Source organism: Actinokineospora guangxiensis (genome assembly GCF_042657845.1).
In the GTDB taxonomy this organism is placed as follows: domain Bacteria; phylum Actinomycetota; class Actinomycetes; order Mycobacteriales; family Pseudonocardiaceae; genus Actinokineospora; species Actinokineospora guangxiensis.
This window is the reverse complement of the sequence record NZ_JBHSKF010000002.1, coordinates 143,086-169,301: the sequence shown is the minus strand read 5'-3', so window position 1 is coordinate 169,301 and position 26,216 is coordinate 143,086. Positions and strand designations below refer to the sequence as shown.

General features: G+C 70.8%; 28 protein-coding genes. 19 read left to right on the top strand and 9 right to left on the bottom strand.

The features are described from left to right. Positions 1–63: 63 nt before the first annotated feature. From ACFPM7_RS04620 to murA, 13 genes are all read left to right on the top strand, one after another. The gene (locus ACFPM7_RS04620) at positions 64–714 is read left to right on the top strand and encodes an L-threonylcarbamoyladenylate synthase (RefSeq protein WP_378244158.1); all 651 of its coding nucleotides are present in this window, start codon (positions 64–66) and stop codon (positions 712–714) included. A gap of 18 nt (positions 715–732) precedes the next feature. Further along, positions 733–1,887: a glycosyltransferase family 4 protein gene (locus ACFPM7_RS04615; RefSeq protein ID WP_378244155.1), complete on the top strand. Its 1,155-nt coding sequence runs from the start codon at positions 733–735 to the stop codon at positions 1,885–1,887. Between the two features lie 17 nt (positions 1,888–1,904). Continuing rightward, positions 1,905–2,360 (top strand): hypothetical protein, encoded by a 456-nt coding sequence (locus ACFPM7_RS04610; protein ID WP_378244154.1) that lies wholly within the window; start codon positions 1,905–1,907, stop codon positions 2,358–2,360. A gap of 211 nt (positions 2,361–2,571) precedes the next feature. Further along, positions 2,572–3,354, top strand: a complete 783-nt coding sequence (gene atpB, locus ACFPM7_RS04605; protein WP_378244152.1) for a F0F1 ATP synthase subunit A — start codon at positions 2,572–2,574, stop codon at positions 3,352–3,354. A gap of 85 nt (positions 3,355–3,439) precedes the next feature. Continuing rightward, on the top strand, positions 3,440–3,685 hold the full coding sequence (locus ACFPM7_RS04600) for an ATP synthase subunit c family protein (RefSeq protein WP_378244150.1): 246 nt from the start codon (positions 3,440–3,442) through the stop codon (positions 3,683–3,685). A 49-nt stretch (positions 3,686–3,734) separates the two neighbouring features. Beyond that, positions 3,735–4,280 carry a F0F1 ATP synthase subunit B gene (locus tag ACFPM7_RS04595; RefSeq protein WP_378245003.1) on the top strand — a complete coding sequence of 182 codons (546 nt, stop codon included), beginning with the start codon at positions 3,735–3,737 and terminating at the stop codon, positions 4,278–4,280. Between the two features lie 15 nt (positions 4,281–4,295). Beyond that, a complete protein-coding gene (locus ACFPM7_RS04590; RefSeq protein ID WP_378244148.1) occupies positions 4,296–5,111 on the top strand; it encodes a F0F1 ATP synthase subunit delta in 816 nt (271 codons plus the stop codon). A gap of 42 nt (positions 5,112–5,153) precedes the next feature. Continuing rightward, positions 5,154–6,800, top strand: coding sequence for a F0F1 ATP synthase subunit alpha (gene atpA, locus ACFPM7_RS04585; protein WP_378244146.1), 1,647 nt, complete (start codon positions 5,154–5,156; stop codon positions 6,798–6,800). Positions 6,801–6,806: 6 nt separating this feature from the next. Beyond that, positions 6,807–7,757, top strand: a complete 951-nt coding sequence (locus ACFPM7_RS04580; RefSeq protein WP_378244144.1) for a F0F1 ATP synthase subunit gamma — start codon at positions 6,807–6,809, stop codon at positions 7,755–7,757. A gap of 3 nt (positions 7,758–7,760) precedes the next feature. After that, complete coding sequence (gene atpD, locus ACFPM7_RS04575) at positions 7,761–9,197, top strand: F0F1 ATP synthase subunit beta (protein ID WP_378244142.1); 1,437 nt, start codon at positions 7,761–7,763, stop codon at positions 9,195–9,197. A 635-nt stretch (positions 9,198–9,832) separates the two neighbouring features. Beyond that, entirely contained in the window at positions 9,833–10,195 is a 363-nt protein-coding gene (locus tag ACFPM7_RS04570; RefSeq protein ID WP_378244140.1) for a F0F1 ATP synthase subunit epsilon, read from the top strand. A 31-nt stretch (positions 10,196–10,226) separates the two neighbouring features. Beyond that, entirely contained in the window at positions 10,227–10,658 is a 432-nt protein-coding gene (locus tag ACFPM7_RS04565) for a DUF2550 domain-containing protein (RefSeq protein ID WP_378244138.1), read from the top strand. Between the two features lie 56 nt (positions 10,659–10,714). Beyond that, positions 10,715–11,986: a UDP-N-acetylglucosamine 1-carboxyvinyltransferase gene (gene murA, locus ACFPM7_RS04560; protein WP_378244136.1), complete on the top strand. Its 1,272-nt coding sequence runs from the start codon at positions 10,715–10,717 to the stop codon at positions 11,984–11,986. Here the strand turns inward: murA and ACFPM7_RS04555 are convergent. Both ACFPM7_RS04555 and ACFPM7_RS04550 read right to left on the bottom strand, forming a co-directional pair. Then, complete coding sequence (locus ACFPM7_RS04555; protein ID WP_378244134.1) at positions 11,983–12,627, bottom strand: response regulator; 645 nt, start codon at positions 12,625–12,627, stop codon at positions 11,983–11,985. The two genes, murA and ACFPM7_RS04555, sit on opposite strands and share 4 nt — an antisense overlap. Positions 12,628–12,854: 227 nt before the next feature. Further along, on the bottom strand, positions 12,855–14,129 hold the full coding sequence (locus tag ACFPM7_RS04550; RefSeq protein WP_378244132.1) for a sensor histidine kinase: 1,275 nt from the start codon (positions 14,127–14,129) through the stop codon (positions 12,855–12,857). A 129-nt stretch (positions 14,130–14,258) separates the two neighbouring features. Here ACFPM7_RS04550 and ACFPM7_RS04545 point away from each other — a divergent pair, with 129 nt between their 5' ends. Both ACFPM7_RS04545 and ACFPM7_RS04540 read left to right on the top strand, forming a co-directional pair. Next, positions 14,259–15,083 (top strand): hypothetical protein, encoded by an 825-nt coding sequence (locus ACFPM7_RS04545; protein ID WP_378244130.1) that lies wholly within the window; start codon positions 14,259–14,261, stop codon positions 15,081–15,083. Positions 15,084–15,141: 58 nt separating this feature from the next. Then, positions 15,142–16,629, top strand: coding sequence for a chitinase (locus tag ACFPM7_RS04540; protein WP_378244128.1), 1,488 nt, complete (start codon positions 15,142–15,144; stop codon positions 16,627–16,629). Positions 16,630–16,682: 53 nt separating this feature from the next. Here ACFPM7_RS04540 and ACFPM7_RS04535 read toward each other — a convergent pair whose 3' ends face one another. Next, positions 16,683–17,450, bottom strand: coding sequence for an enoyl-CoA hydratase-related protein (locus ACFPM7_RS04535; protein WP_378244126.1), 768 nt, complete (start codon positions 17,448–17,450; stop codon positions 16,683–16,685). Positions 17,451–17,526: 76 nt separating this feature from the next. Here ACFPM7_RS04535 and ACFPM7_RS04530 point away from each other — a divergent pair, with 76 nt between their 5' ends. From ACFPM7_RS04530 to ACFPM7_RS04520, 3 genes are read left to right on the top strand one after another with little or no spacing between them, the layout of a single operon-like run. After that, positions 17,527–18,369 (top strand): hypothetical protein, encoded by an 843-nt coding sequence (locus ACFPM7_RS04530; RefSeq protein ID WP_378244124.1) that lies wholly within the window; start codon positions 17,527–17,529, stop codon positions 18,367–18,369. A gap of 22 nt (positions 18,370–18,391) precedes the next feature. Next, positions 18,392–18,967, top strand: a complete 576-nt coding sequence (locus tag ACFPM7_RS04525; protein WP_378244122.1) for a cob(I)yrinic acid a,c-diamide adenosyltransferase — start codon at positions 18,392–18,394, stop codon at positions 18,965–18,967. Then, complete coding sequence (locus tag ACFPM7_RS04520) at positions 18,967–19,089, top strand: hypothetical protein (protein ID WP_378244120.1); 123 nt, start codon at positions 18,967–18,969, stop codon at positions 19,087–19,089. Before ACFPM7_RS04525 ends, ACFPM7_RS04520 begins: the two co-directional genes overlap by 1 nt. Here the strand turns inward: ACFPM7_RS04520 and ACFPM7_RS04515 are convergent. The 6 genes from ACFPM7_RS04515 to ACFPM7_RS04490 form a co-directional block, all read right to left on the bottom strand. Next, complete coding sequence (locus ACFPM7_RS04515; RefSeq protein ID WP_378244118.1) at positions 19,076–20,272, bottom strand: lipase family protein; 1,197 nt, start codon at positions 20,270–20,272, stop codon at positions 19,076–19,078. The genes ACFPM7_RS04520 and ACFPM7_RS04515 overlap by 14 nt on opposite strands. 118 nt (positions 20,273–20,390) lie before the next feature. After that, positions 20,391–21,155: an ectoine/hydroxyectoine ABC transporter ATP-binding protein EhuA gene (ehuA, locus tag ACFPM7_RS04510; RefSeq protein ID WP_378244116.1), complete on the bottom strand. Its 765-nt coding sequence runs from the start codon at positions 21,153–21,155 to the stop codon at positions 20,391–20,393. A 4-nt stretch (positions 21,156–21,159) separates the two neighbouring features. Continuing rightward, positions 21,160–21,810 carry an ectoine/hydroxyectoine ABC transporter permease subunit EhuD gene (ehuD, locus tag ACFPM7_RS04505; protein ID WP_378244114.1) on the bottom strand — a complete coding sequence of 217 codons (651 nt, stop codon included), beginning with the start codon at positions 21,808–21,810 and terminating at the stop codon, positions 21,160–21,162. Beyond that, positions 21,807–22,490, bottom strand: coding sequence for an ectoine/hydroxyectoine ABC transporter permease subunit EhuC (ehuC, locus tag ACFPM7_RS04500; RefSeq protein WP_378244112.1), 684 nt, complete (start codon positions 22,488–22,490; stop codon positions 21,807–21,809). Before ehuC ends, ehuD begins: the two co-directional genes overlap by 4 nt. Before the next feature lie 4 nt (positions 22,491–22,494). Continuing rightward, complete coding sequence (gene ehuB / locus ACFPM7_RS04495; RefSeq protein WP_378244110.1) at positions 22,495–23,376, bottom strand: ectoine/hydroxyectoine ABC transporter substrate-binding protein EhuB; 882 nt, start codon at positions 23,374–23,376, stop codon at positions 22,495–22,497. Between the two features lie 95 nt (positions 23,377–23,471). Beyond that, positions 23,472–25,496, bottom strand: a complete 2,025-nt coding sequence (locus tag ACFPM7_RS04490) for a protein meaA (protein ID WP_378244108.1) — start codon at positions 25,494–25,496, stop codon at positions 23,472–23,474. Positions 25,497–25,653: 157 nt separating this feature from the next. On the opposite strand from ACFPM7_RS04490, the gene ACFPM7_RS04485 reads away from it, so the two are divergent. Further along, positions 25,654–25,947: a hypothetical protein gene (locus ACFPM7_RS04485; RefSeq protein WP_378244107.1), complete on the top strand. Its 294-nt coding sequence runs from the start codon at positions 25,654–25,656 to the stop codon at positions 25,945–25,947. Positions 25,948–26,216: the final 269 nt, after the last annotated feature.

Genomic DNA, 26,216 nt, shown 5'->3' with positions numbered 1-26,216 from the left:
AGCCGCGATTCCCCCAGCCGCGATCCCCCCGGCCACGATCCCCACAGCAATCAAGGTGGCACCGTGAGCATGGTGTTCGACTGCGCCGTCGCCGACCAGCGTGCCGACGGCCTCGCCGCCGCCGCGGGCGCCACCCGCGCCGGGCAGCTCGTCGTCCTGCCCACCGACACCGTGTACGGCATCGGCTGCGACGCCTTCAACGCCGAGTCCGTGGTGGCCCTGCTGGCCGCCAAGGGCCGTGGCCCGGACATGCCCGTCGGCGTGCTCGTCGGGTCCTGGGCGACCCTGGACGGCCTGGTGATGACCGTCCCGCCGCAGGCCCGCGCGCTGGTCGAGGCGTTCTGGCCGGGCGATCTGTCCATCGTGCTGCCGCACGCGCCGTCGCTGGCCTGGGACCTCGGGCGCACCGGCGGCACCGTGATGCTGCGGATGCCGCTGCACCCGGTGGCCCTGGAGCTGCTGCGCGAGGTCGGCCCGATGGCCGTCTCCAGCGCCAACCGCACCGGCAACCCGACCCCCGTCGACGCCGCGGGCGCGCGCGAGCAGCTCGGCGACTCGGTCACCGTCTACCTGGAGGCCGGGCCGTGCGGCGACCCGGTGCCGTCCTCGATCGTGGACCTGACCGGCGACGAGCCGGTCCTGCTGCGCGAGGGCGCGGTCTCCTCGGCGGCGATCGCCGAGGCGCTGGGCGGCCCGATCCGCGTCGGGCGATGAGCACCGGGACTCGCTGACATGCCGCCGAGCGGATACGCCGCGGCCGGACTCCCCGTGCGGGAGTACCTGCTGGTCGCCCTGATCAGCGCCGTGATCACCTTCCTGTCCACCGGCGTGGTCCGGGTCTTCGCCATCCGGATCGGGGCCGTCGCCTACCCGCGCTCGCGGGACGTGCACGTCGTGCCGATCCCGCGCATGGGCGGGCTGGCCATGTACCTGGGCATCTGCGGCGGCATGCTGCTGGCCGAGGCGCTGCCGCTGCTGCGGCGCTCCTTCGTGTTCAGCCTGGACCCGGTCGCGGTGCTCGTCGGCGGCGGCCTGATCGTCCTGCTCGGCATGCTGGACGACCGCTTCGAACTGGACTCGCTGACCAAGCTGGCCGGCCAGACCACCAGCGCGGGCATCCTCGTGCTGTTCGGCATCTCCTGGTACGTGTTCTGGGTGCCGTGGGGCGGCGGTGCGGGCGGCGAGGGCTCGGTGCTGGTGCTGGACCAGAACCAGGGCGGGATGCTGACGATCCTGCTCGCCGTCACCCTGGTCAACGCCATGAACTTCGTGGACGGCCTGGACGGCCTCGCCGCGGGCATCGGCATGATCGCCGCGGCGGCGACGCTGGTGTTCACCCTGCACCTGCTCGGGGAGTCCGGCGGCGATGTCAACAACTACCCGCCCGCCCTGATCGCCGCGACGCTGGCGGGCGCGTGCCTGGGCTTCCTGCCGCACAACTTCCAACCGGCGCGGATCTTCATGGGTGACACCGGCTCCATGCTGATCGGCCTCATGCTCGCCGCGGCCAGCACCTCGGCCTCCGGCCGGGCGAACCCGTCGCTGTGGGGCGCCACCGAGACCGTCGCCGTGCTGAGCCCGCTGCTCATCGTCGCCGCCGTCCTCTTCGTCCCCATCCTCGACCTGCTGATGGCGATCGTGCGCCGCACCCGGCGCGGGGAGAGCCCGTTCGCCCCGGACAAGATGCACCTGCACCACCGGCTGATCGCTTTCGGACACTCCCAGCGCCGCGCGGTGCTGCTCATCTACCTGTGGGTGGGCGTCATCGCCTTCGGCGCGGTCGCCCTCACGATGTTCGACGCGCTCAGCGTTGTGCTCGGCGTGCTCGGCGCGGTGGTCATCGCCGCGGCGGTGTCGTTCCTGCCGTCGGTGCGCGGACCGAAGTGAATTACACTTCGACGACGATGAGCGAGAACAGCGATCGGAATCCCCACACAGAGGCGTTGCTCACACTGGCGGGCGCGATGTTCCGCTACGCCATCTGGCCTTCGCTGGCCGTCGGCGCGCTCGGCGTGCTGGTCTTCGGCCTGATCAACGGGGGAGCGGGCGCGTTCGGCGCCGGTGTCGGCGCCGCGCTGGCGATCGCGTCCTCGCTGCTGACCCTGTTCCTGATGCGCAAATCCGCGAACGCGGGCCCGCACATGGCGATGGCCGCCTCGCTCGGGGGCTTCGTGCTGAAGCTGCTGGCGCTGCTGCTCATCATGGCCGCGCTCAAGGGCGTCGACGCCCTGCACCCGGAATCGCTCGGCATCACGATGATCGCCGTGGTCGTCGTCGCGGCGGGCGCCGAGGCGTTCGCGTTCCGGCGCACCAAGCTGCCGACCATCATTCCCGCAGGTGAGACCCGGTCTGACGGGTAAGCAGTACGCCCGTCCCACCTTCGATTGACCCCTGATAGGGTGCCGCTGAGAGCGGCGGCGCGGCCGTGGCTCCGGGTGTGCCCGTCGGGTCTCCGGAAGCACTGGCAGCCGCCTGAAGACAGGCTGAACTCGTCAGGTAACTTACGTCCTGATCGTGACGATTCCCCCGGCGGAGCTGACGCCGGCCGGGAGAACCGGAAGGAGCCCACAGTTGGGCAGGCTGGTGTTGGCGCAGGGCGAGGAGTTCCACCCGCCCGGTGTCCGGGACTTTTTCCTCCCTCCCATCTTCGGCGAGGTCACGAAGCCGATGGTGTTGGTGGTGCTCAGCGTCATCATCATCGCGAGCTTCTTCCTGTTGGCCACCCGCAAGATGTCGATCGTTCCCAGCAAGTTCCAGTTCGCCGCTGAGTCGGTCTACGACTTCGGGCGCAACAACATCGCTCGGGAGCAGATCGGTTCCAAAGATTTCAAGCCCTTTGTGCCGCTGATTCTCACGCTGTTCACCTTCATCATGGTGAACAACATCTTCGGCATCATCCCGGTGATCCAGTTCCCGACGATGTCGCACATCGCGTTCCCGCTGGCGCTGTCGGTGCTCGTGGTCTACCCGGTGTACCACTTCGTCGGCTTCCGGCGGCACGGCTTCAAGGGCTACCTGAAGAACCAGCTGTTCCCGCCGGGCGCGCCCAAGGCGGTCTACCTGCTGCTGACCCCGATCGAGTTCTTCCAGAAGTTCTTCATGAACCCGATCACCCTGGCGATCCGAGTCTTCGGCGCCATGTTCGCGGGTCACCTCATCCTGCTGGTGTTCACCCTCGGCGGGGAGTTCCTGCTTCTGCACGCCTCGGTGCCGCTGAAGCCGGTCTCCATCATCTCCTGGGCCTTCGCCATCGCGATGACGTTCCTGGAGGCGTTCATCCAGGTGCTCCAGGCATACATCTTCGCGCTGCTGTCCGCCGGCTACATCGGCATGGCACTGGCGTCGGACCACTGAGCAAGGCCGTCTGAGGACCACCTCGGACCCACGAACCCCCCGATCCGCGGGTGCCCGCGGACCGAGTTGGAAAGGGAAACATCAAGTGAGCAGCGCAGTTGTTCTCGCCCAGGCCGCCGAAGGCGTCACCAACTCCGGCCTCGCGGCCATCGGCTACGGCCTCGGCGCGATCGGCCCGGGCATCGGCGTCGGCCTGATCTGGGCCGCGGTCATCAACGGCACCGCCCGTCAGCCGGAGGCCCAGAGCAAGCTCATGGGCATCGCGTGGACGACCTTCGTCCTCGTCGAGGTGCTCGCCCTGATCGGCCTGGTCGTCTTCTTCATCGCCTGATCCAGACCGCGTCGGTGTAGAGGGAGACATCATGAACCTGACGTCAGCGCTGATCTTCGCGCAGGAATCCGAGCCGCCGGAGCTGAACCCGGTTCTGCCCCACCTGTCCGAGATCATCCTCGGGCTGGTCGCGTTCGGCCTGCTGCTGTTCGTCATCTCCAAGTTCGTGGCGCCGCGCTTCGAGAAGCTCTACGCCGAGCGGACCGAGAAGATCGAGGGCGGCATCCGCAAGGCGGAGGAGGCCCAGGCGGAGGCCGCCGCGGCCCTGGAGCAGTACCAGGCGCAGCTGGCCGAGGCCCGTGCCGAGTCCGCGCGCATCCGCGACGACGCCCGCGCCGAGGCCGAGCAGATCAAGGAAGAGCTGCGGGTCCAGGCGCAGGAAGAGGCCGCGCGGATCGTCGCGCAGGGTGAGGCCAGGCTGTCGGCGCAGCGCGCGCAGATCGTCGCCGAGCTGCGGGCCGACCTCGGTCGCCAGGCAGTGGAGCTGGCCAGCCGGATCGTCGGCGAGTCCCTTGAGGACGAGGCGCGTCGCCGGGGCACCGTCGACCGCTTCCTGTCCGAGTTGGACTCCGTCTCCGCTCCCGCGACGAAGTAAGAGGGGCATTTCGGGATGGCACTGCACGCTGCGAGCCGGGAAGCCCTGGCCGCCGTCGAGCTGAAGCTGCTCGACACCCTTGAGGGCGCCGCGACCGACGACCTCGGCGAGCAGCTGTTCGCGGTCGTCGGACTGCTGGACTCCGAGATCGGCCTGCGTCGCGCGCTGGCCGACCACTCCACCGAGCCCGCGAGCCGGGAGCGGCTGGTCCGCGACCTGCTCGGCGGCAAGATCGGCGCGGGCGCGCTGGAGGTCGTCGCGGCGGCGGTCACCGCCCGCTGGTCGAGCCCGCGGGAGCTGGTCGACGGTCTGGAGTCGCTGGGCACCACGGCCCTGCTGGTGCGCGCCGAGCGCGCGGGCAGGCTGGACTCGGTGGAGGACGAGCTGTTCCGGCTCGGCCGCATCATCGCCGACCAGAACCGGCTGGAGCAGGTGCTCGCCGACCGCACCGCGGACAAGGCGGGGAAGCTGGAGCTGGTCCGGGGCCTGATCCAGGCCAAGACCGACCCCACCACGGTGGCGCTGGTCGAGAACCTGGTCGGCCAGCCGCGCGGGCGCGGCGTCGTGCCGGGCCTCGAGGCGCTGGCGGCCGAGGCGGCCAAGCGCCGCGAGCGCTCGGTCGCGCACGTCATCTCCGCGGCGCCGCTCACCGCGGCCCAGCAGGAGCAGCTGTCGGTGTCGCTTCAGCGGATCTACGCCCGGCCCATCGCGCTGCACCTGGAGATCGACCCCGACCTGCGCGGCGGCATCGTCATCCGCGTCGGCGACGAGGTCATCGACGGCAGCGTCGCGGGCAGGCTCGACGCACTGCGGCGCCGTTTCGCCGCCTAAGACCTTTCCACTGAAGATACGAAGCGAGAGCAGGAATCCCCAATGGCGGAGCTGACGATCTCGTCGGACGAGATCCGCAATGCGATCGAAAACTACGTCTCCAGCTACTCCCCGGATGTCAACCGGGAAGAGGTCGGCTCCGTGGCCGACACCGGCGACGGCATCGCCCACGTGGAGGGCCTGCCCTCGGCCATGGCCAACGAGCTGCTGGAGTTCCCCGGTGGCGTGCTCGGCGTCGCGCTGAACCTCGACGCGCGCGTGATCGGCGCCGCCATCCTCGGTGACTACGACAAGATCGAGGAGGGCCAGGAGGTCAAGCGCACCGGCCGGGTCCTCTCGGTCCCGGTCGGCGACGGCTTCCTCGGCCGCGTGGTGGACCCGCTGGGCACCCCCATCGACGGCCTCGGCGACATCGAGTCCGAGGGCCTGCGCGCCCTGGAGCTGCAGGCGCCCACCGTGGTGCAGCGCCAGCCCGTCGGCGAGCCGATGCAGACCGGCATCAAGGCCATCGACTCGATGACCCCGATCGGCCGCGGCCAGCGCCAGCTGATCATCGGCGACCGCAAGACCGGCAAGACCGCGGTCTGCGTCGACACGATCATCAACCAGAAGAAGGCGTGGGCCACCGGCGACCCGAAGCAGCAGGTCCGCTGCATCTACGTCGCGGTCGGCCAGAAGGGCTCCACCATCGCCGGCGTCAAGGCCGCGCTGGAGGAGGCGGGCGCGCTGGAGTACACCACCATCGTCGCCGCCCCCGCGTCGGACTCCGCGGGCTTCAAGTGGCTGGCGCCCTACACCGGCTCCGCCATCGGCCAGCACTGGATGTACCAGGGCAAGCACGTCCTGATCATCTTCGACGACCTGACCAAGCAGGCCGAGGCCTACCGCGCGATCTCGCTGCTGCTGCGCCGCCCGCCGGGCCGTGAGGCCTACCCCGGCGACGTCTTCTACTTGCACTCGCGCCTGCTGGAGCGTTGCGCGAAGCTCTCCGACTCCGAGGGCGCGGGCTCGATGACCGGTCTGCCGATCATCGAGACGAAGGCCAACGACATCTCGGCCTACATCCCGACGAACGTCATCTCCATCACCGACGGCCAGTGCTTCCTGGAGTCGGACCTGTTCAACGCCGGTCAGCGCCCGGCGGTCAACGTCGGCACCTCCGTCTCCCGAGTCGGTGGCGCCGCGCAGACCAAGGCGATGAAGAGCATCTCCGGCACGCTGCGCCTGGAGCTGGCCCAGTACCGCGAGCTGGAGGCGTTCGCCGCCTTCGCCTCGGACCTGGACGCCACCTCCAAGGCCCAGCTCGCCCGCGGCACCCGGATGATGGAGCTGCTCAAGCAGGGCCAGTACCAGCCGATGGCCGTCGAGGAGCAGGTCGTGTCGATCTTCATCGGCACCAAGGGCTACCTGGACTCGGTCCCGGTCGCCGACGTGCGCCGCTTCGAGACCGAGGTGCTGGAGAACCTGCGGCACCGCAACGCGGGCATCCTCGAGGAGATCCGCACCACCGGCAAGCTCAGCGACGACAACACCGAGCGTCTGGTGTCGGCCATCGAGGAGTTCAAGAAGGGCTTCCGCGCGGGCGACGGCTCCTCGGTCGTGGTGAACGAGGAAGAGGCCGAGGCCATGGACGCGGGCGCGGTCGGCCAGGAGACCGTCAAGGTCGCCAAGACCGCGCCGAAGAAGTGACGCGCTATGGCCCAACTCCGTGAGATCCGCGCGCGGATCAAGTCCGCGCAGTCGTTCAAGAAGATCTTCAAGGCGCAGGAGCTGATCGCCACCTCGCGGATCAGCAAGGCGCAGGCGAGGGTCGCGCAGTCCAAGCCGTACTCCGACGAGATCACCAACGTGCTCAGCGCGCTCGCGGGCGGTGTGGCCAATGTGGACACGCCACTGCTGACCGAGCGCGAGCAGCCCAAGCGGGCGGGCGTCATCGTGGTCACCAGTGACCGCGGCCTGTGCGGCGGCTACAACGCCAACGTGCTGCGCGCCGCCGAGGAGCTGCAGTCGCTGCTGCGCGAGCAGGGCAAGACCCCGGTGGTCTACGTGATCGGGCGCAAGGGCCTGAACTTCTACAAGTTCCGGCAGCGCAAGGTCGCCGAGTCGTGGACGGGCTTCTCCGAGAAGCCCGCCTACGCCGACGCGGCGGCGACGGGCGAGACCGTGGTCAAGGCGTTTCTCTCGGGCGCCGACGATGACGGTGACAACCCGGGCGCCGACGGTGTGCTCGGTGTCGACGAGCTGCACATCGTCTACACCGAGTTCGTCTCGATGCTGACGCAGAAGCCGCAGGCCAAGCGGATCGCGCCGATGGTCCTGGAGTACTCGACCGAGGAGGAGGCGGCCTCGGCGAGCAAGGAGCTGAAGTCGGCGTACTCGTTCGAGCCGGGCCCGGAGCGGCTGCTGGAAGACCTGCTGCCGAAGTACATCAACACCCGCATCTACGCCGCCCTGCTGGAGTCAGCGGCGTCGGAGTCCGCGGCTCGGCGCACGGCGATGAAGGCGGCGACGGACAACGCCGACGAGCTGGTGCGCAGCTTCACCCGCGTGGCCAACCAGGTTCGCCAGGCGCAGATCACCCAGGAGATCAGCGAGATCGTCGGCGGTGTGGAGGCTCTCGCCGCAGCCGCAGGAAGTGATGACTAAGCCATGACTGCCATTCAGGAAACCAAGAACGCCGTCGGGCGCGTCGTCCGGGTCATCGGTCCGGTCGTCGACGTCGAGTTCCCGCGCGACTCCGTGCCGGACCTCTTCAACGCCCTCAAGGCCGAGGTCACCTTCGAGGCGCTGCGCAAGACGCTGACCCTGGAGGTCGCCCAGCACCTGGGTGACAACCTGGTCCGCACCATCTGCATGCAGCCGCAGGACGGCCTCGTGCGCGGCACCCCGGTGCACGACACCGGCGAGGCCATCTCGGTGCCCGTCGGCGACGCGGTCAAGGGCCACGTGTTCAACGCCCTCGGCGACTGCCTGGACAAGCCCGGCCACGCCGCGGACGCCGAGCGCTGGGCCATCCACCGCAAGCCCCCGGCCTTCGACCAGCTCGAGGGCAAGACCAAGATGCTGGAGACCGGCGTCAAGGTCCTGGACCTGCTCACCCCGTACGTCGAGGGCGGCAAGATCGGCCTGTTCGGCGGCGCGGGCGTCGGCAAGACGGTGCTCATCCAGGAGATGATCACCCGTATCGCCCGCAACTTCGGTGGTACGTCCGTCTTCGCCGGGGTCGGCGAGCGCACCCGTGAGGGCACCGACCTCTTCCTGGAGATGGAGGAGATGGGCGTTCTCCCGGACACCGCGCTGGTGTTCGGCCAGATGGACGAGCCCCCGGGCACGCGTATGCGGGTCGCGCTGTCCGCGCTGACCATGGCGGAGTACTTCCGCGATGTGCAGAACCAGGACGTGCTGCTGTTCATCGACAACATCTTCCGCTTCACCCAGGCCGGTTCCGAGGTGTCGACCCTGCTGGGCCGCATGCCCTCGGCCGTCGGCTACCAGCCGACCCTGGCTGACGAGATGGGCGAGCTGCAGGAGCGCATCACCTCGACCCGAGGCCGCTCGATCACCTCGATGCAGGCGATCTACGTCCCCGCGGACGACTACACCGACCCGGCCCCGGCGACCACTTTCGCCCACCTGGACGCGACGACGGAGCTTTCCCGTCCGATCTCCCAGAAGGGCATCTACCCGGCGGTCGACCCGCTGACCTCGTCCTCCCGCATCCTCGACCCGGCTATCGTCGGCGACGAGCACTACCGGGTGGCCCAGGAGGTCAAGCGCATCCTGCAGAAGTACAAGGAGCTGCAGGACATCATCGCGATCCTCGGCATGGACGAGCTGTCCGAAGAGGACAAGGTGACGGTCAACCGGGCGCGGCGCATCGAGCGCTTCCTGTCGCAGAACTTCTTCGTCGCGCAGAAGTTCACCGGCGAGGAGGGCTCCTTCGTCAAGGTCTCCGACACCATCGAGGCCTTCGACAAGGTCGCCAAGGGCGACTACGACCACGTTCCCGAGCAGGCCTTCCTCTCCATCGGTGGCCTGGACGACCTGGAGCGCAAGTACCAGCAGCTGACGGGCAAGAAGAAGTAGTCTTCCCGCAGTCACGAGGAGCCGGTGTCCAGTGGACACCGGCTCCTCGGCGTCTCCCGGTCGGGCGGCGAGCGGCGGTCGCCGTCGGGCTCGGTCACCGGAGCGGGCGCGCTCACGGCGGGACTGTGGTGAGCGTCACTCCACAGTTGTCGATGCGGCGCCGGACGATCGCCGCCCGTGCGCGGCGGCGTCGTCCGCGCGATCTCGTCACGCACGGCGACCACCTCGTCGGAGGCTTGACCGTCCAGTGCCGCGTGGTCGCGCTCCGCCGATGGGGACTCCGCCACCCGCCTGCCCGGCCCGCGTCAGCGGCTGGCCGCCGAGGTGTCCTCCGGGGCGCGCACAGGGCCACGCAGTCGCCTGTGGTGCGATGTCTGCCCAGGTGGACGTGCTCCAGGCTGACGTGCGGCAGATCGTCGGCTGGGTCCCGATCGCCGCAGCGGAGCCGGAACGCGGTGGGCGGGAAGGGGGGCGATCGGCGCACGGCGACGGCGGTGGAATCGCGCTCCGGGCCGATGCTCCGCACCACCGGTCGGCGGCATCGTTCATCGTGGTGAGTGACACCCGGGTGGGCTCGGGAGCTTGTCGCCGGGCCGACTAGACTCCGGGACAACCGCGAGCCGAAGGAGAGACGCGTGGCTGAGATGTCCGTCCAGCTGGTCGCCGTGGAACGACGCCTGTGGTCGGGCAGCGCCACGTTCGTCGTCGCCCAGACCACCGAAGGCGAGATCGGCCTGATGGCCGGGCACGAGCCGGTGCTGGGCGCCCTGGTCGACGGCATTGTCAAGATCACCACCACCGACGGCGAGGTCATCACCGCCGCGGTGCACGGCGGCTTCCTGTCTGTCAACGCGAACAACGTCAGCATCCTGGCCGAGTCCGCCGAACTCTCCGGCGAGATCGACGTCGCCGCCGCGCGGCGCGATCTGCAGGCCGAGGACGCCGACGAGCGCGCCCGGGCAGCCGCCCGACTCCGCGCCGCGGACTCCGCAGCCTGATGAGACGCTGACGAGCGGGGGGAGCGGCCGGGTGGACATCAGCGACGTGGTGGTCATCGCCCTGGCCGCCGTCCTGCTCGTCCTGCTCCTGCTCGTCCTGCGCCGCGTGCGGCTGCTGCGCCGGGGCGGCGTCCACGTCTCCATCCGCGACCGCGTGGACGACTCCGGCAAGGGCTGGCATCTCGGCGTGGGCCGCTACCGGGGCGACGAGTTCGCCTGGTTCCGCGCCTTCAGCCTGCGCACCGGGCCCAACATGGTGATCCACCGCGACACCCTGGAGATCGCCACCCGGCGCGACCCCAAGCGCGCCGAGATCCCCCTCGTCCCGCAGGGCGCGCGCGTGCTGCTGGTGACGGCGGGCGACACCGAGTACGAGATCGCGATGGGCCCCGACGCCCTCACCGGCTTCCTCTCCTGGCTGGAGAGCGCGCCCCCCGGCCGCCGCCTGCCCTGGGCGTCCTGACCCTAGGCGAACCCCCGCCGGCATCGCACCTTGAGCGGTCAAGCATGATGCACGGCGTGACAGAGCATTTCCAGGTCCACGGCGGTGCCCGGCTCGTCGGGTCCGTCGATGTGGTGGGCGCCAAGAACAGCGTGTTGAAGCTGATGGCGGCGGCCCTGCTCGCCGAGGGCACCACGACCATCACCAACTGCCCGGAGATCCTGGACGTCCCGCTGATGGCCGACGTGCTGCGCAGCCTCGGCTGCACCGTCGACGTCGAGGGCGACACCGCCGTCATCACCACCCCGGCCGAGCTGAACCACCGCGCCGACTCCGCGTCGATGGGCAAGCTGCGGGCCAGCGTGTGCGTGCTGGGCCCGCTGGTCGGCCGCTGCAAGCGCGCTGTCGTCGCCCTTCCCGGCGGCGACGCGATCGGCTCGCGGCCGCTGGACATGCACCAGAACGGCCTGCGCCAGCTCGGCGCCCGCACCGAGATCGAGCACGGCTGCGTCGTCGCCGAGGCCGAGGGCCTGCACGGCGCGCAGATCTGGCTGGACTTCCCGAGCGTCGGCGCCACCGAGAACATCCTCATGGCCGCCGTCCTTGCCGACGGCACCACCGTCATCGACAACGCCGCCCGCGAGCCGGAGATCGTCGACCTCTGCCTGATGCTGCGGCAGATGGGCGCGCAGATCGAGGGCGCGGGCACCTCCACCCTGACCGTGCACGGCGTCGAGTCCCTGCGCCCGACCACCCACCGCGTCGTCGGCGACCGCATCGTCGGCGCCACCTGGGCCTTCGCCGCGGTGATGACCCGCGGCGACATCACCGTCAACGGCGTCGACCCGCACCACCTGGACCTGGTCCTGGAGAAGCTGCGCACCGCGGGCGCCGAGGTCACCCTGCTGGACGACGGCTTCCGCGTCGTGCAGCACGAGCGGCCGGTGTCGGTCGACTTCGTGACCCTGCCCTACCCGGGCTTCGCGACCGACCTGCAGCCCTTCGCCATCGCCCTCAGCGCCGTCTCCGATGGCACGTCGATGATCACGGAGAACCTGTTCGAGGCACGGTTCCGCTTCGTGGAGGAGATGGTGCGCCTCGGGGCCGACGCGCGCACCGACGGCCACCACGCCGTCGTCCGGGGTGTGCCCGAGCTGTCCAGTGCGCCGGTGTGGGCCTCGGACATCCGCGCGGGCGTGGGACTTGTGCTCGCCGGTCTGTGCGCGGACGGGGTCACCGAGGTGTGGGACGTCTTCCACATCGACCGGGGTTATCCCCGCTTCGTGGAGAACATGCAGCGGCTGGGCGCGGACGTGCGCCGGGTGGAGAAGGACCCCGAGCGCGGCTAGCCGAGCCCGACTTCCTGGGCCAGCACCGCCGCCTGTACCCGGGAGCGCAGGTCGAGCTTGGCCAGCACGCGGGAGACGTGCGTCTTGACGGTCGCCTCGCCGATGCCGAGCCTGCGCCCGATCTGCTGGTTGGACAGCCCTTCACCCAGACAGCCGAGCACATCGCGCTCGCGCTCGGTGAGCTGCGCCAACCCCGGCGGCGGCTCGGCCCGCGCCGGCGTCGACTCAGCGAACGCGCTGATCAACCGCCGGGTGACACTCGGCTCGATGACCCCGTCGCCCGCGGCGACCAGCCGCACCGACTCGATCAGCCGCGCCGAGTCCACCGACTTGAGCAGGAAGCCCGCCGCACCCGCGCGCAGGGCGCCGTAGACGTACTCGTCCATGTCGAAGGTGGTCAGCACCAGCACCGGGCACGTGCCGTCGGCCGTGAGCTGCTTGGTCGCCTCGATGCCGTCGACCTCGGGCATGCGCACGTCCATCAGCACCAGATCGGGCCGCAGCGCCCGGGCCTTGCGCACCGCCGCCGCGCCATCGCCCGCCTCGGCGACGACCTCGATGCCGTCGGCGCCGTCGAGGATGAGACACAGCCCGGCACGAATCGCGGCGTGGTCATCGGCGACGAGGACGCGGATGGTCATGCGTGCTCCAGTGAGTCGGTGCGCGGAGGCGCTGCTGTGTGCGGTCGTGCCGGTGCGGGGCCTGGTTGGGGCCCGCCGCGACTGAAGGCTGTCGTCAGAGGCTGGGCGCTGGGTTTGCTTGACGTCGGGACGGCTGGGTGGCCGGATCGCGGTGTGGCGGTGTGGCGGTGTGGCAGGAATCTGGCCAGGGCACGGGTGTGGCGAGCGGATAGGTGCGGCGGGGTGGGTCATGGCTCGGTGAGGGGGAGGTCGGCTCGGACGTGCCAGCGGCCGGAGTGCGGGCCTGCGGCTAGGTGGCCGCCTATGGCGGTGGCGCGTTCGGTCATGGTGAGGAGGCCGGTGCCGGTGCGGGGAGGGGTGGGGCCGACGGAAGGGGTGGGGGAGGTCGGGAGGGACGGCGAAGGAGAGGGGGTGCGGGAGGGCGAGAAGGAAGGGGAAGAGGGGGAGGGGATGTCGTTGACTACTTGGACCAGTAGGTGCGGGCCTGTTTGGCGGACGGTCACTTCGGCGTGGTTGCCGCCGTGCTTGATGGCGTTGGTCAGGGCTTCCTGGACGATTCGGTAGGCCGAGAGGTCGACGGCGGCGGGGAGGGGGGTGGGCAGGTCGGTGGTGGTGTGGACGTCCAGGCCGGCGGCGCGGGCGGAGACGACGAGGGTTTCCAGGTCGCGGAGGCGGGCGGGGGCGGTTCGGGCGTCGGGGGTGGGGGAGCGGAGGAAGCCGATCATGGCGCGCATCTCGGTGAGGGCGGCGACGCTGTTCTCTCGGACCGAGGTGAGGACGGTGCGGGTGGTTTCGGGGTCGCCGGGGGTGCGGGAGAGCAGGGCTTCGGACTGGATGGCGACGGCGGAGATGTGGCCTGCGATGACGTCGTGCAGGTCGCGGGCCATGGCGGCGCGGGCTGCGTGGACGGCGGCGTCGCGGTCCAGCTCGGCGATGCGGGCTTGGCTGTCGGCGCGGGCGCGTTCCAGGTCGGCGATGTGGGAGAGCTGGTCGGCGCGGGCGCGTTCGGCGTCGGCGGCTTCGCGCTGGCGGCGGACGTTGGTGGCCCACCACACCGGCAGCAGTGGCAGCGGGGCGGTGGCGAGGAAGAACAGCGTGGACTCGCGCATGTCCTTGCCGATGGTCAGCCCGATGGCGGCGGCGACCGCGACGAAGCCGAACGCCCCGTACAGCAGCACCCGGCTGGCCCGCCGCGACCCATACAGGACCGACGCGTAGACCAGGTCGCCCGCGGCCAGCAGCGCGGGCAGGCTCAGGCCCATCGCGGCGTCGAGGGCCACCAGCGGCTGGGCCGCGAGCAGCGCGGCCACGGGGGCGCGTTCACGCAGGAGCTGCAAGGCGCAGATGGCGCCGAGCACCAGCAGGCGCACCGCGTCGGGAGCGGTGAAGAACGCGTTGACGACGACGAGCGGGAAGTCCACGGAGAACAGCAGGCTGCCGAAGCCGAAGGTGACGACGGCGTGCCACGCCGGCGTCTGCCATGGTCGGGTTGTCTGTTCCACGGGTTCATCCCAACACAGCGGCGCAGGTCGCGGCGTCATTCTTTCGGCGGAGGTCCACCGAAGGGATTAGGCCGAAGTAGCCAGGTCGCCGGACGCGCCGGCTGCCCTCACAGCAGCAGGCTGGGCAGCGTGGAATGGATTTCCGAGAACCCCATGGTGGCGCTGATCGCCGCGTGCGAGGTGGCCTTCTGGGTCGTCGCGGCGGCGGGCCTGTTCGCCCGGTACGTGCTGCGGTGGCGGCGGGTGGGCATGGCGCTGCTCATCGCCACGCCGGTCGTCGACGTCGTGCTGCTCGTCGCGACGGTGATCGACCTGCGCGGCGGCGGGGAGGCAGGCATCCCGCACGCGCTGGCCGCGTTCTACCTGGGCTTCAGCGTCGTGTTCGGCCACAGCGTCATCCGCTGGGCCGACGTCCGCGTCGCGCACCGCTTCGCGGGCGGTCCGCCGCCGCGCAAGCTGCCCAAGCGCGGCCCCGAGCGGCGCGCGCACGAGTGGGGCGAGTGGGGCAAGTGCCTCGCCGCGTGCGGGATCACCGCCGCGGTCGTGCTGCTGCTGTCCTACGTGGTCGGCACGCCGGAGCGGACCCAAGTGCTGATCGACAGCCTGCCGCGGCTGGGGGTCATCTCCGGCCTGTGGTTCGTCTTTGGTCCTCTGTGGACAAACTTCGACCGGGAGGGGTCACGGCGTGAGGGAAGCGATCGGCATCATCCTGTGCGTCCAGGCGATCGGGGGAGGGATCTCGGCGGCGCTGGAGGGGTCGAGGAGCTGGTTCGCGGTGCGCTACGTGGTGCCCGAGCCGGTGCAGATCCCGGCGTGCGGGGCACTCCTCGTGGTCGCGCTCGCTGTGCTGTGGTCCAGTCGGGAGCGCGCGGGCCGGTAGTGGTCACGGGGCGTTGCCTCGCTGGTCAAGCTATATGCGCGCGCGGCGGCGCGGGGAGCCGTGGCAGGGGTTGACATCCGGAATGGTCTAGTCCATTTTGGGGTCACCCTGCATGCCCTCGGGAGGCAAGCCATGAAGTCCCAAGCCAAGCGCGCCCTCGCCGCGGGGCTCGCCGCCGTCGCGGTGAGCGCCGGGCTGGCCCTGAGCGCCACCGGTCCGGCCGCCGCCGCCAACCTCGTGGTCAACCCCGGATTCGAGGCGGGCAACACCTCCGGCTGGACCTGCACCGGCTCCGCCTCGGCGACCACCTCCGACAAGCGCTCCGGCACCTACGCGGTGTCCGCGACCCCGGCCGGGCAGGACAACGCCCGGTGCTCCCAGACGGTCACGGTCCAGCCCGGCCAGCGCTACACCCTCTCCGCGTGGGTGAAGGGCGCCTACACCTACCTCGGCGCGACCGGGACCGGCACCGCCGACGCCAGCACCTGGACCGCCTCGACGGCCTGGACCCAGCTGTCGACCTCCTTCACCGCGGGCGCGTCCACCCGCTCGGTGACGATCTACGTGCACGGCTGGTACGGCCAGCCCGCCTACCTCGCCGACGACATCAGCCTCGACGGCCCCGGCACCCCGCCGACCACCACGACCCCCGGCAACCCCACGACCACGACCCCCACTACTACTCCCCCCACGACCACCACCACGACGCGTCCCCCGAACCCGACGGACCTGCCCAAGCACGTCCTCACCGGCTACTGGCACAACTTCGACAACGGCTCGCGCTTGCTCAGGCTCGCCGACGTGCCGACCACCTACGACATCATCGCCGTCTCCTTCGCCGACGCCGTGCCGAGCACCCGCGGCGCGGTCGAGTTCAACCTCGACCCGCGCCTGTCCGCGGGCCTGGGCGGCTACACCGACGCCCAGTTCAAGGCCGACGTCCGCACCGCCCAGTCGCGCGGCCAGAAGGTGATCATCTCCGTCGGCGGCGAACTCGGCACGATCTGGGTCGGCGACGGCCCCGCCGCGACGGCGTTCGCCAACTCCGTCATCGCCCTGATCAACGAGTACGGCTTCGACGGCGTGGACATCGACCTGGAGAACGGCATCAACGCCACCTACATGGCGCAGGCGCTGCGGTCGATCCACGCGGGCGGCGGCAAGATCATCACGATGGCCCCGCAGACGATCGACATGCAGTCCACGCAGGGCGGCTACTTCCAGCTCGCGCTGGCGGTCAAGGACATCCTGACGATCGTCAACCTCCAGTACTACAACTCCGGCACCATGCTGGGCTGCGACCAGAAGGTCTACGCCCAGGGCTCGGTCGACTTCCTGACCGCGCTCGCGTGCATCCAGCTGCAGAACGGCCTGCGCCCCGACCAGGTCGGCCTCGGCCTGCCCGCCACCACCCGGGCGGCGGGCGGCGGCTACCAGTCCCCGGCCAACGTCACGCGGGCGCTGGACTGCCTCACCAAGGGCACCAACTGCGGCACCTTCCGCCCGTCGACCACCTACCCGTCCCTGCGCGGGGCGATGACGTGGTCGATCAACTGGGACGCCACCAACGGGTACGCGTTCGCCAACACGGTGGCCGCGCACCTCGACACCCTGCCGTAGGGGCTGTCCCGAGGACGTGCGCGGCGGACCTGAGGGCGTCCGCCGCGCACGTCCTACCCCGGCCAGACCGGGGACCGCTTCTCCAGAAACGCCGCCATCCCCTCCCGCGCGGCGGGCTCCTGCGACGCCTGCGCCATCACCTCCAGCGCGACGGCGTAGGCGTCGGCCTCGGGCCGGTCGAGCTGGGCGTAGAGGGTGCGCTTGCCGAGTGCCTTGCTCGCCCGGCTGCCGCGGGTGGCCCGGCCCAGCAGGTCGGCGACGGCGTCGTCCAGCTCGGCCGCGGGGACGACCCGGTTGACCATGCCCCAGTCCAGGGCGGTGGCCGCGTCGATCGGGTCGCCGGTCAGGGCCAGCTCCATCAGGCGCTTGCGGCCGACCGCGCGGGCCACCGGGACCGCGGGGGTGTGGCAGAACCAGCCCGCCTTGCCGCCCGGCAGCGCGAACCCCGCGGTGTCGGCGGCGACGGCCAGGTCGCAGGAGGCCACCAGCTGGCAGCCCGCGGCCGTGGCCAGCGCGTGCACGCGCGCGATGACGACCTGCGGGGCCCGCTGGATCGCGGTCATCACCTCGGTGCACAGCCGCAGCAGCTCGCGGACGCCGTCGAGGTCGCGCGCGGCGACGTCGGCGAAGTCGTGGCCCGCGGAGAACACCGGCCCGTTGGCCGCCAGGACGATGCCCGTGGCGTCGGTCTCGGCGACCTCGCCGAAGGCGGCCAGCAGCTCGCCGAGGTGTTCGGCGGAGAGCGCGTTGCGCCGGGACGGCCGGTTCATGGTGATCCGCGCGGTGTCGTCGACGCGTTCGACCAGGATGTGCTGGTACATGCCCCCGACGGTAGTCCTCGGGGGAATCGGTCGAAAACGACCGTATCGGAGGGTCGGGCTGCATACCCTGACCGCCATGCGCTGGTTGGTCGTCCCCGTCGCCCTGTTCGTCGCGGCCTGCTCGCAGCCGTCGGTCGGCACCGAGGAGAGCGCTGACGGGCGCGACCCGGCCGCGGTGGTCGCCGCCCTGCGGCCGCTGGACCCGTGCGCGCTGATCGGCGGCGGCGAGCGGCTCGGCCCGCACCGCTGCACCGCCGACGGCGCGTTCACCGGGGACGCGCTGCGCGTGGACATCGGCGTGTGGGACGACCCGGCCACCCCGGTCACCGGCGAGCGCCTGGACCTGGCGGGCTCGCTCGGGCTGCGCAGGAAGTTCGACGACAGCTGCGTGGTCGACCTGCCTGCCGGCGCCGACCTGGTCATCCGGTTCACCTACCAGGGCAGTTCGGCGGGCACCGCCTGCACCGAGGTGACCGAGGCCGCCACGGCGGCCGTCACCGCCCTGGCCGACCCGCCCCGCGTCGCCGCGCCGCACCTGGACGCCTGCACCGCGCTGACCCGCTCCGGGGCCGACCTCGGCGACCTGGCGGTCCGCTTCAGCGAGGTCCAGCACGGGCTGGACCTCTGCCAGGCCCGCGCCGACGTCGAGGGCGGCTGGGAGACCCGCTACAGCGTCCAGCTGCTCGACGGGGACGTCCGGCCGGGCGGCGCCACCGTCGCCGGGGCCGCCGTCGAGGTGCGCGAGACCGGCGACTCGTGCGAGTACACCTGGTCGGTCCAGCCCGGGGTGCTGCTGCGCCTGAGCGCCCCCGACTGCGCCGAGACCGAGACGCTGGCGACCACCCTCGTCCCGATCGCGGCCGACCCCGCCGACGCGGTCGAGCCCCAGCACCCGATCACACTGCCCGCCGCGGGCTGATCCGGTGGGTAGGCTCGGGCCCATGTCGGTTCGTATCACCAGGGTTTACACCAAGGTCGGCGACAAGGGCACCACGGCGCTCGGCGACGGGACGAGGGTCGCCAAGACCTCGCCCCGGCTCGCCGCCTACGCCGATGTGGACGAGGCCAACGCCGCCATCGGCCTGGTGCTGGCCGTCGGGCGGCCCGCCGAGGACGTCGCCGCGGTGCTCAAGGCCGTGCAGAACGACATGTTCGACGTCGGCGCCGATCTCTGCACCCCCATCGCGGAGAACCCGCCGTACGAGCCGCTGCGGATCACCGAGGCCTACGTCGAGCGGCTGGAGGGCTGGATCGACGAGTTCAACGAGCGCCTGCCGAAGCTCACCTCGTTCATCCTGCCCGGCGGCACGGCCGCCGCGGCGTTCCTGCACCAGGCGCGCACGGTCACCCGGCGCGCCGAGCGCGGCGCGTGGGCGCTGGCGGAGGCCGAGCCGGAGACCACGAACACGCTCGCCGCCAAGTACCTCAACCGGCTGTCGGACCTGCTGTTCGTGCTCTGCCGCGTCGCCAACCCCGACGGGGACGTGCTGTGGGCGCCGGGGGCCGGGCGCGGCTGATGGCGGTCCCCGAGCCGATCGCGTGGGCGGTCGGCCAGGTCGCGGTCAACGTCAACTTCTTCTGGACCGGCGATCCCAGCGCCGAGCTGGCCGTGCTGCTGTGCGTCTCTAGCAGGTGCTGAGCGCGGGCAGCCCGGCGAAGCGCGCCTCCAGCCAGGCGAACACCCCGGGATAGGCGGCGACGGCCCCGCCGACGTGCGTCGGCCCGAGGTTGGGGGCGAAGCGGACGGTGGCGCCGCGCGCGCACCAGTCGCGGGCGACCTTCTGGCCGACGGAGTACGGGATCACGTCGTCCAGCGCGCTGTGCGAGACCAGGACGGGGACCCCCGGCTTGACCGTGCCGAGGGTCTGCTCGGCGACGACGGCCTTGAGCTGGGCGTTCTCGTTCAGCAGGTCGGTCAGCGGCTTTCCGTCGGCGGTCAGGGTGGACGAGCGGGTCAGCGCGTACCGGACGACGGCCGGGATCGTGCAGTAGTCCTCCAGCTCGGCGAACATCGCCCGCCCCCGCGCGTTGAGGAACGGGTCCAGGTCGATGCCGTAGCCCGCGGCCAGGCCGACCGCGGCGTAGCCGAGGAACGCCGAGTAGAGGCCGCCGTCGAGGTTCTCGCCGACTTTCTGCAGGTCGGCCGGGATCGCGCCCGCCGCGACGCCCGTCAACTTCAGCTCGGGGGCGTAGGCGGGGGCCAGCTCGGCGGCCGCCGCGGCCGCGCCGCCGCCCTGGGAGTACCCGGCGACGGCGACCGGCCCGCTGTCCGGCAGAGCGGCCTGCGGGAGGCGCTGCGCGGCGCGGATCGAGTCGAGCACCGCGCGGCCGGAGACGACCCGGTTGACGTAGGTGTGCGTGCCGGGCGTGCCGAGGCCCTCGTAGTCGGTGATGGCCACGCCGTAGCCACGCAGCAGCAGGCCCTTGAGGAACGGGCCCTCGTACTCGCCGCCCATCGCTAGCTGGCGGGACGGCGCGCAGTGATCGCCCAGGCCCTGGGTGCCCACCGCGTAGCCGACGATCGGCCGCTGCCCGACGCCGATCCACGGGCCCTTCGGCGTGATCACGGTCCCGGTCACCGCGATCGGCGTGCCGTCGCGGTCGGTGGTCCGGTACATGACCCGGTTGACCGTCGCGTCGACCTTGAGCAGCTTCAGCGGGTCGAGGTAGAAGTCGGCGGGCTCGGACCGCACGACGTCGCCGTCGCGGGCGGGCAGGGAACCCGGCGGGTCGTAGAACGACGCCGCCGAGGCGACCGGGGTGGCGACCAACCCGGCCGCCACGGCCAGTGCCGCGATGACCGCCTTCGTGCGCAGTGCCACTGCTGATCTCCTCGCAACCGCGGGACAGGTGGCTACTCGAAAGTAGCCAGCCCACGGTCGCCCGGCGGGCGGGAGCTGTCAACGCCGTTCACCCGAACTTGTCACCGGGGCGCAGAAATCAGTCCCGGTCGAGCACGGCGTGCAGGAACTCGCGGGTGCGCTCCTCGCGCGGGGCGGTGAACAGCCGCTCGGGCGGGGCGTCCTCGATGACGCGGCCGTGGTCGAACATCAGCACGCGGTCGGAGACCTTGCGGGCGAAGCCCATCTCGTGGGTGACGCAGAGGAAGGTGATGTCGGTGGTCGTGGCGATGTCGCGCAGCAGGTCGAGCACCCCGGCCACCAGCTCGGGGTCCAGCGCGGAGGTGACCTCGTCCAGCAGCAGGACGTCCGGGCGCATGGCCAGGGCGCGGGCGATGGCCACGCGCTGCTGCTGGCCGCCGGACAGCCGCGACGGGTGCTCCCCGGCGCGCTCGCCGAGGCCGACGAGGTCCAGCAGCTCGCGGGCGCGCTCCTCGGCCTCGGCCCTGGACTGGCCGAGCACCCTGATGGGCGCCTCGGTGATGTTGCGCAGCACGCTCATGTTGGGGAAGAGGTTGAACTGCTGGAACACCATGCCGATGCGCCGGCGGGCGGCAGCCAGGTGCTTGTCGTCGGCGGGGACGAGCCGGTCGCCGCGGCGCATGTGTGACAGCGGCTCGCCGCCGACGGAGATGGTGCCCTCGGTGACCCGCTCCAGGGTCATCAGCAGGCGCAGGATCGTCGTCTTGCCCGAGCCGCTCGGCCCGATCAGCGAGACGAACTCGCCCGGGGCGACGGTGAAGCTCAGCTCGTCCAGGACCGTGGTGTCGCCGAAGCGCTTCACCACGTCGGCGAACTCGACCATCGGTTCAGGTGTGTGCGACACGGCGCTCCAGTTTCCGCACCAGCAGCGACGCTGGGTAGCTCATCAGCAGGAACAGCAGACCGGCGATCGTGTACACCTCGACGAACCGGTAGGCCTCGCTGCCCTCGCCCTTCGCGGCGTTGACCAGGTCGAAGACGCCGATCGCCAGCAGCAGCGGCGTCTCCTTGAGCATCGAGACCGTGTAGTTGCCCAGCGCGGGCACCACCCGCGGCAGCGCCTGCGGCAGGATCACCGACGTCCACACGCGACGGCGCGGCAGGCTCAGCGCGGTCGCGGCCTCCCACTGGCCCCTGGGCACCGCGTCGATGCCCGCCCGGTAGACCTCGGCGGCGTAGCAGGCGTAGTGGACGCCGAAGACCACCACGCCGGTCACGAACGGCGACATGCGGATGCCCAGCGCCGACGGGAACAGGAAGAACACCGCGAAGATCTGCACCAGCAGCGGGGTGCTGCGCACGAACTCGATGAACGCCTGCATCAGCACGCCGAGGTAGCGGACCCGCCGCACGAGCGCGAACACCATGCCCAGCGTGTAGGCCAGCAGCGCGCCGAGGACGGTGATCTCCAGCGTGGTCACCAGGCCGCGCAGGATGCCGGGCATCGCCGAGAAGGTGAACTCCCAGTCCCAGTTCACGCCGCCCTCACCTTCATCGGCGTGCGGCCCACCCGGCGCGCCGAGGTGCGCTCCAGCACCCGCATGACGAGCGTGATCATCAGCGCGAGCACCAGGTAGAGGACGAGTTCGACGGCGTAGATGAAGCCGATGTCCGGCCCGAACACCGGCACCAGCGACTGGCCGCGCTGCACGATCTCCTGCACCTGGATGAACGACAGCAGCGCGCTGCCCTTCAACAGCTGGATGAACAGGTTGTTGAACGGCGGCACCATCTCCACCAGCGCCTGCGGCAGCAGCACCCGCCGCATCCGCTGCGCGGGCGAGAGGTTCAGCGCGATCGCGCCCTCGACCTGCGCCTTCGGCACCGACCGCACCGCGCCGCGCACGATCTCCGCGCCGTAGGCGCCGTGGTTGAGGCCGAGCACGACGATGCCGGCGAACAGCGGCACGAGCTGGAAGCCGATCAGGACGGGCAGCGCGTAGAAGAACCAGAACAGCTGCACGACCTCGGAGGTGCCGCGGAAGATCTCCACATAGGTCCGGCTGACCGCGCGCGCGAGCTTCGACCGCGACAGCATCGCCAGGCCCGCGGCCAGCGACAGCGCGATCGTCAGCGCGATGCCGCCGAGGGTGGCGGCGAGGGTGAACGGGAGGCCTTGGAGCAGGACCTCGACTATGCGCGAGTGGTTCTCGGACACGGGATCAGGCGGCCGCGCACAGCTTCTCGGTCGTCAGGTCGGGTCCGGGGATGTTGTCCTGGCCGAAGCCGAACGGCTCGGCGATGCGCAGCCACTCGCCGCTGCCGTGCAGCTTCTCCAGTTCGGCGTTGAAGGCGTCGCGCAGCGCGGTGTCGCCTGAGCGGAACACGAAACCGCCCGCGGACACCACTTCCTGACCGTCCTGTGTGGGCACGAAGCCGGCGGTGACCTCGACGGCGACGTCCGGGTTCTTCTTGACGAGGTCCTTGAGCGAGATGTCGGTCAGCGCGGCGGCGTAGACGCGACCGTCGGCGACGGCGCGCAGCATCGTGTCCTGGGTGTCGAGGGTCTGCACATCGGTGACGCCCGCGTCCTCGGCGTAGCCCTTCTCCACCGCCGCGGACAGCACCGCCAGCGACACGCCCTTCGCCTTCACGTCGGCGAAGCTGGTGACGCCCTCCGGATTTCCCTTGGGCACCAGCAGGGCGGTGAGCGCGGTGTAGTCCGGAATGGAGAATGCGACCTGGCCGCAGCGCTGCGAGGTGATGTTCATGCCTGCGGCGACCATGTCGAACTGGCGGGCGTTGACGCCGGGGATCAGACCGTCGAAGTTGGTCGCGACCGCCTCGACCTCGTTGATCCCCAACGCCTTAAACACCGCGCGCGCCACCTCCGGCGCCTCGCCGGTGACCTTGCCGCTCGCGTCGGTGTAGCCGTAGGGGGCCTCGTTGGCGATGCCGATGCGGATCTTCCCGTTCTGCCGCGCGGTTTCCAGCGCGTTGCCGGGCTCGGCGACCTTGCTGCACGCCGCGACCGGGAGGACAAGCGCTCCTGCCAGGGCTGTTCTCCGGAAGAGATCCCGTCGTGTCCAGCCCCGATTGATCACGTGTCAGCCCCGTTTCGCGCGCGTGCCCAGAGTTCCGTGTGTGAGCACCGAACCTAGGGGGTTGCTCCGTCAGGGGTCAACCCGAATGCCGCGAATCAGGCGCTGACCAGCCCGTTGGCCTCGCGGATCACGACCACGATCTCGGCCATGATCTGCGTCATCTCGTAGTCCTTGGGCGTGAACACGCGGGCGACGCCGGATTCCATCAGCACCTTGGCGTCCTCCGGCGGCACGATCCCGCCCACCACGACCGGGATGTCGCCCGCGCCCGCGGCTTTGAGCCCTTCCACCACCGCGGGAACGGCTTCCAGGTGCGAACCGGACAGGATGGACAGTCCGACGACGTGCACGCCTTCCTGCACGGCGGCGGCGACGATCTGGTCGGCGGTCAGCCGGATGCCTTGGTAGACCACCTCGAAACCGGTGTCGCGGGCGCGCACGGCGATCTGCTCGGCGCCGTTGGAGTGCCCGTCCAGCCCCGGCTTGCCGACGAGCATCCGCAGCCGCTCGCCCAGCTCCTCGCCGGTCGCCTTGACCTGGTCGCGGACCTCGCCGAGCGCGGCCCCGGCCTCGCCGGAGGCGGACACGCCCGCGACACCCGTCGGGGCGCGGTACTCGCCGAAGACCTCCCGCAGCGCGGCCGACCACTCGCCGGTCGTCACGCCCGCGCGGGCGCAGGCCAGGGTGGCGTCCATCAGGTTCACGTCGGACTTGGCGGTGTCGCGCAGGCTGTTCAGCGCGTCGGCGACCGCCGAGGCGTCGCGCTCACCGCGCCACTGCCCGATCGCGGAGACGGCCTCGCGCTCGGCGACGGGGTCGATGGTCTCGATCGCCTTCACCCCGCCCGCCTGCAGCGGGCTCGGCTCGGTGCTCTCGAACCTGTTGACCCCGACGATGACCTCTTCGCCCGCCTCGATGCGGCGGCGGTGGTCGGCCAGGCTGGAGACCATCTGCGTTTTCATGTAGCCGTTCTCCACGGCGACCACGGCCCCGCCCATCGCCTGGACGCGGTCGATCTCGGCCTTGGCTCCGGCGATGATCTCGTCCACTTTGGCCTGGATGACCGGCGAGCCGTCGAAGATGTCCTCGTACTCCAGCAGGTCGGTCTCGTAGGCGAGCACCTGCTGCATGCGCAGCGCCCACTGCTGGTCCCACGGCCGCGGCAGCCCCAGCGCCTCGTTCCAGGCGGGCAGCTGGATGGCGCGGGCGCGGGCCTTGCGCGAGAGCGAGACGGCCAGCATCTCCAGCACGATGCGCTGGACGTTGTTCTCCGGCTGCGCCTCGGTCAGCCCGAGGGAGTTGACCTGGACGCCGTAGCGGAAGCGCCGCTGCTTGGGGTCGGTGATGCCGTAGCGCTCGCGGGTGATCTCGTCCCAGAGATCGGTGAAGGCCCGCATCTTGCACATCTCCTCGACGAAGCGCACCCCGGCGTTGACGAAGAAGGACATGCGCGCCACGACGTCGCCGAAGCGCTCCTGCGGCACCTGCCCGGAGTTCTTCACCGCGTCGAGCACCGCGATCGCGGTGCACATCGAGTAGGCGACCTCCTGCACGGGGGTCGCGCCGACCTCCTGCAGGTGGTAGCTGCAGATGTTGATCGGGTTCCACTTGGGGACGTTGGCCACCGTCCAGGCGACCATGTCGGTGATCAGCCGCAGGCTGGGACCGGGCGGGAAGACGTAGGTCCCGCGCGAGAGGTATTCCTTGATGATGTCGTTCTGGGTGGTCCCCGCGAGCTTGGCGACCACCTCGTGCCAGTCGGTGCCCTCGGCCTCGGCCTGCTCCTGGGCGACGGTGACGTAGAGCGACAGCAGCCACATGGCGGTGGCGTTGATCGTCATCGAGGTGTTGGCCCCGGCGAGCGGGATGCCGTCGAACAGCGTCCGCATGTCGCCGATGTGGCTGACCGGCACCCCCACCTTGCCGACCTCGCCGCGGGCGAGCTCGTGGTCGGGGTCGTAGCCGGTCTGCGTGGGCAGGTCGAAGGCGACGGAGAGCCCGGTCTGGCCCTTGGCCAGGTTGCGTCGGTACAGCTCGTTCGACTTGCGCGCGGACGAGTGCCCCGCGTAGGTCCGCATGACCCAGGGTCGATCCCGGTCGCGGTCAGTGGGGTACGGCACCGGTTAACCTCCGTTCACCTGGGAGGAGCGTACTGGCGGGTAACCGCGGCGTGGCCGTGCCATTGCTCACAGGACCGATCGAGGCGATCCGATCCCAGGACGTGCCCAGGATGGGTTACGGGCGGTCGAGCCGCCAATCAGGGGGCATCATGGACGGGTGGATGTCCCCGGGCCGTACCTGATGGTGGTCTCCCTGCTCGTCATCGGAGTTCTCGGCTTGGTCCTCAAGTGGGCGTTCGCCACCGACCAGAAGCGCGACTACGGCGTCCTCCGCGAGATCGCCCGCGTGCCCAGCCAGCGCGCGGCCGATGTGGTGGTGGCGCGGCTGCGGTATGAGGGAATCCGGGTGACGACGGTGCGGTCGATGGACGGCGAGTCGCTGCGGATCATGGTCTTCCCCGTGGACGAGCACCGGGCGGTCGCGATCCTGCTGGAGGAGACGAGCGATTAGCCCACGGGGTGTTGGGGCAGGGGCCATGACGGTGAACGGGCCGGCTGGGACCTGCACGAGGGCTGGCTGCTGTGGGCGTGGCGATCAGTGGGACGGCGTCGCCTGAGCTGTGCGGACGTGGGCTGTCGGGGGAGCGGGTGACCTGGGGTGGGGCCGAGCTTTGGGAGGCGGCGTGAGTGAGCCGTCGCGGCGGTGGGTGACTGAGCGGGTGGGGGGATGGGTGTGCGTCGAGCGTGGTGTGGGCGGCTGGGAGCTGGTGGGCGGTGTCA

What these genes read in the sequence shown, in the direction of transcription:
- ACFPM7_RS04615 (WP_378244155.1), top strand. Translation starts at nt 733, where the DNA reads ATGCCGCCGAGCGGATACGCCGCGGCCGGACTCCCCGTGCGGGAGTAC.
- ACFPM7_RS04530 (WP_378244124.1), top strand. Translation starts at nt 17,527, where the DNA reads ATGCGCTGGTTGGTCGTCCCCGTCGCCCTGTTCGTCGCGGCCTGCTCG.
- ACFPM7_RS04590 (WP_378244148.1), top strand. Translation starts at nt 4,296, where the DNA reads ATGGCACTGCACGCTGCGAGCCGGGAAGCCCTGGCCGCCGTCGAGCTG.
- ACFPM7_RS04580 (WP_378244144.1), top strand. Translation starts at nt 6,807, where the DNA reads ATGGCCCAACTCCGTGAGATCCGCGCGCGGATCAAGTCCGCGCAGTCG.
- ehuA (WP_378244116.1), bottom strand. Translation starts at nt 21,155, where the DNA reads ATGGTCGAGTTCGCCGACGTGGTGAAGCGCTTCGGCGACACCACGGTC.
- ACFPM7_RS04555 (WP_378244134.1), bottom strand. Translation starts at nt 12,627, where the DNA reads ATGACCATCCGCGTCCTCGTCGCCGATGACCACGCCGCGATTCGTGCC.
- ACFPM7_RS04535 (WP_378244126.1), bottom strand. Translation starts at nt 17,450, where the DNA reads ATGTACCAGCACATCCTGGTCGAACGCGTCGACGACACCGCGCGGATC.
- ACFPM7_RS04525 (WP_378244122.1), top strand. Translation starts at nt 18,392, where the DNA reads ATGTCGGTTCGTATCACCAGGGTTTACACCAAGGTCGGCGACAAGGGC.
- ACFPM7_RS04540 (WP_378244128.1), top strand. Translation starts at nt 15,142, where the DNA reads ATGAAGTCCCAAGCCAAGCGCGCCCTCGCCGCGGGGCTCGCCGCCGTC.
- atpD (WP_378244142.1), top strand. Translation starts at nt 7,761, where the DNA reads ATGACTGCCATTCAGGAAACCAAGAACGCCGTCGGGCGCGTCGTCCGG.
- atpA (WP_378244146.1), top strand. Translation starts at nt 5,154, where the DNA reads ATGGCGGAGCTGACGATCTCGTCGGACGAGATCCGCAATGCGATCGAA.
- ACFPM7_RS04610 (WP_378244154.1), top strand. Translation starts at nt 1,905, where the DNA reads ATGAGCGAGAACAGCGATCGGAATCCCCACACAGAGGCGTTGCTCACA.
- ACFPM7_RS04520 (WP_378244120.1), top strand. Translation starts at nt 18,967, where the DNA reads ATGGCGGTCCCCGAGCCGATCGCGTGGGCGGTCGGCCAGGTCGCGGTC.